Here is a 2,865-nt window from a genome sequence, read left to right on the forward strand (position 1 = left end):
CCAGAAAAATTGTCACTTTTATCTAATTCATAGTCTAGTTAATTTGTCAATATTTTCTACTGGACTGGCACTCTAGCAAACCTTACTCAAGTCAAATTTGTACTGGCAGGTACTTATGACTTGTTGATACTTCGTAACTTGAGTGCCCAGTTGTGCAGGCGCAGCCTGGATATTCATTTTGAGCGATACAAAGTCGAGAATGAAGAAGATTTAAAAGCTTTCAGAGGTGTTGTTCAAACTTTTCAACGTCATTTACCTTTTGAAGAAGAGCCTGATTTACTTAAATACTGGGATTTTTGCTACGAACGCAGTTTCGGTTGTGTTGGTATTCTCAAAGATTGGTTATCTCAAGCATTGGCAACAGCGTTACTGGATGGAGCTAAAACTCTCACTCTGTCGCATTTAAAATCTTCTGCTTACTCTCATGAACAATGCATGATTATCTTCAACGAAACACGATTATAAGTTGAGCAACCCGCTTTGAAACCATAAAGTGAGCAACTTGCTCATCTTATGCTTACAGTGACAATCGTAGTACAAGATTACAACACAAAATAAGATACCCTTATCTTTTATCCGATATAAAATACGATTAATACCTTTTCCTCAAGCATCTCAGTATTTTAAGTATAAAATAAAACTTTAAACACGTTATGCTTTCAAAACCTATATTCACAGAGCGATGGCAACTTTTGGAGACGCGCCGCCGCCGCAGGAACCGCACTACGACAAATGGCGATCGCTCGTTTAAAATCATTAGTACCAATCGAAACGTGCGAGAGAATGCTGGGATTTTTATCCATGTCGGAATCCTCTATCAGTTGAGGTGGATGTGGATGTGCCAGAGAGCCGATTGGTGATTTGCTGCACCCTAACACAACTTGATGAAACGATTGGATTATAACAGTACTTTAGTACTAAGCCGACTTGTCTTCTTTTGCCTTTTGTTAAGTTACAAGTTCACCCTGTTAGAAGATTTTTCATTTCTTTTTCCACGGCATCATGGATGCCTGGCGCTTTAAACTGTTGTAAACCCTTAGCCGGACTGAATGTTAGGTTGAACTTCGCGCAACCGACGTTCCAGAAAACGACGCTCACTGTCATTTGTCACTAATTCTAGTGCCCGTGTATAGCTCTGGGTCGCTTCCTCTAATGCTCCAACACGCCGAAATAAATCTGCACGGGTGGCATGAAAGAGATGATAGCTGTCGAGTTCTGGAGCAAGGCTATCAATCAGTCCAAATGCGGCTTGAGGACTGTCTGCCATTGCGATCGCCACTGCTCGGTTCAAGGTAACAATGGGTGAGGGCTGCAAGCGTTCCAACACCTCATAGAGCCGCACGATCTGCGCCCAGTCTGTTTCTTCGGCGCGGGTTGCCTGACAATGGAGGGCGGCGATCGCCGCTTGCAGGGCATACACTCCGGTTCCAAAGAGCAACGCTTCCTCTACCAGAGGTAACGCCTCAGCAATCTGTAGATGGTTCCAACGACTGCGATCCTGATCTTCTAGCAAAATCAAATCGCCTGCCTCATCTAGACGCGCATTGCGCCGCGAATCGTGCAATAACATCAGCGCCACCAGTGCTGTGACTTCAGATGGGGGTTGGGGTGCCAGCAATTGCCGCACCAGTTGCCCCAAGCGAATCGCTTTGATGCAGAGGTCAGCCCGCACGAGCGCATCTCCTTTGGTTGCAGCATAGCCTTCGTTGAAGATGAGATAAATGACTGTCAGGACTGCCTCTATCCGGGGAGCGAGATCAGTCGTCTCAGGTACTTTGTAAGGAATGCCTGCGTCTCGAATTTTGCGTTTAGCACGAACTAACCGTTGTGCCATTGTTGCAGTCGGTATAAGAAAGGCGCGGGCAATTTCGTCGGTTTCCAGTCCACCCAACATTCGGAGGGTCAACGCTACTTGAGTTTCCGTAGCCAGTGCCGGGTGACAGCAGGTAAAGATTAATCGCAGGCGATCGTCTTCAATTTCATCACTGTCATAGGTTGGTTCTTCAGTGGATGGAATTAAGCCAGATGCCGCATACCACTCCAGTTTTTCGGTCAGTTTCGTGCGTCGTCGGAGGCGATCGATCGCCTTGTACCGGGCAGTTCGGATAATCCAGGCACGGGGACGATCGGGAATACCGTCGCTTTCCCACTGATTCACTGCCGCTGTAAATGCTGCCTGTGCAGCTTCTTCAGCTACATCAAAATCTCCGACCAGCCGAATCAGAATAGCGACAATGCGCCCCCATTCAGTTCGATAAAGGGCAGCAATTGCTTGAGCCACATCTGTTTTTGGGATTGAAGCCATACCTTTCACAAAAAGACATAAGGAATTTTGGGCAAGGTGTCGATTTGAGCAATTGCCGTTCGACTGACTAATAAAGGGAGATAAAGTTCAATTGTACTAGACAAAATTTTTGCACTCAGGTGTCGATTTGGACAATTCCCGTTCGACTTAATCACAAAGGAGGCAACCCAATGAAATATTTGCTGCTGATTTATATGGACGAAAACGCCATGAGCGACACCGAGCGGGAGCATTGCTATGGGGAATCTGCCCAACTCGCCCAGGACTTGCATACTCAAGGACAATTTCTGGCGACGGCTCCACTCCATCCTGTTGCAACCGCAACCAGTGTCCAAGTCCGTGATGGCAAATCACTCGTGACCGACGGACCATTTGCCGAAACCCGCGAACAATTGGGTGGATTCTTCCTCGTTAATGCTCAGGATTTGGATGAAGCCATTGCGATCGCCACCCGCATCCCAGGTGCAAAAGTCGGCACCGTCGAAATCCGTCCTGTCATCGAAGTTGCGGGACTACCAGCACAGCCCTGACCGAAGAGGCGGAGGGGCAGGGAGCAGGGA

Annotated in this window: 4 protein-coding genes; 2 read left to right on the forward strand and 2 right to left on the reverse strand. The window is 47.3% G+C overall.

Annotated features, from left to right (window positions below; genetic code table 11):
• Positions 1-120 precede the first annotated feature (120 nt).
• Positions 121-465, forward strand: a complete 345-nt coding sequence (locus CDG77_RS34425) for a hypothetical protein (RefSeq protein ID WP_143857171.1) — start codon at positions 121-123, stop codon at positions 463-465.
• Between the two features lie 194 nt (positions 466-659).
• On the opposite strand, the gene CDG77_RS38355 is transcribed toward CDG77_RS34425, so the two are convergent.
• Positions 660-803: a hypothetical protein gene (locus CDG77_RS38355; RefSeq protein ID WP_223270157.1), complete on the reverse strand. Its 144-nt coding sequence runs from the start codon at positions 801-803 to the stop codon at positions 660-662.
• Between the two features lie 233 nt (positions 804-1,036).
• Complete coding sequence (locus tag CDG77_RS34430; RefSeq protein WP_094333598.1) at positions 1,037-2,305, reverse strand: RNA polymerase sigma factor; 1,269 nt, start codon at positions 2,303-2,305, stop codon at positions 1,037-1,039.
• 209 nt (positions 2,306-2,514) lie between these two features.
• Here CDG77_RS34430 and CDG77_RS34435 point away from each other — a divergent pair, with 209 nt between their 5' ends.
• Positions 2,515-2,835, forward strand: coding sequence for a YciI family protein (locus CDG77_RS34435; RefSeq protein WP_234017357.1), 321 nt, complete (start codon positions 2,515-2,517; stop codon positions 2,833-2,835).
• Positions 2,836-2,865 lie beyond the last annotated feature (30 nt).

The sequence above is a fragment of the Nostoc sp. 'Peltigera membranacea cyanobiont' 213 genome (assembly GCF_002245975.1).
Lineage (GTDB): Bacteria > Cyanobacteriota > Cyanobacteriia > Cyanobacteriales > Nostocaceae > Nostoc.

Excerpts from the sequence above, each read along its gene's own strand:
- CDG77_RS38355 (WP_223270157.1), bottom strand. The coding sequence starts at position 803 with ATGGATAAAAATCCCAGCATTCTCTCGCACGTTTCGATTGGTACTAAT.
- CDG77_RS34430 (WP_094333598.1), bottom strand. The coding sequence starts at position 2,305 with ATGGCTTCAATCCCAAAAACAGATGTGGCTCAAGCAATTGCTGCCCTT.
- CDG77_RS34435 (WP_234017357.1), top strand. The coding sequence starts at position 2,515 with ATGAGCGACACCGAGCGGGAGCATTGCTATGGGGAATCTGCCCAACTC.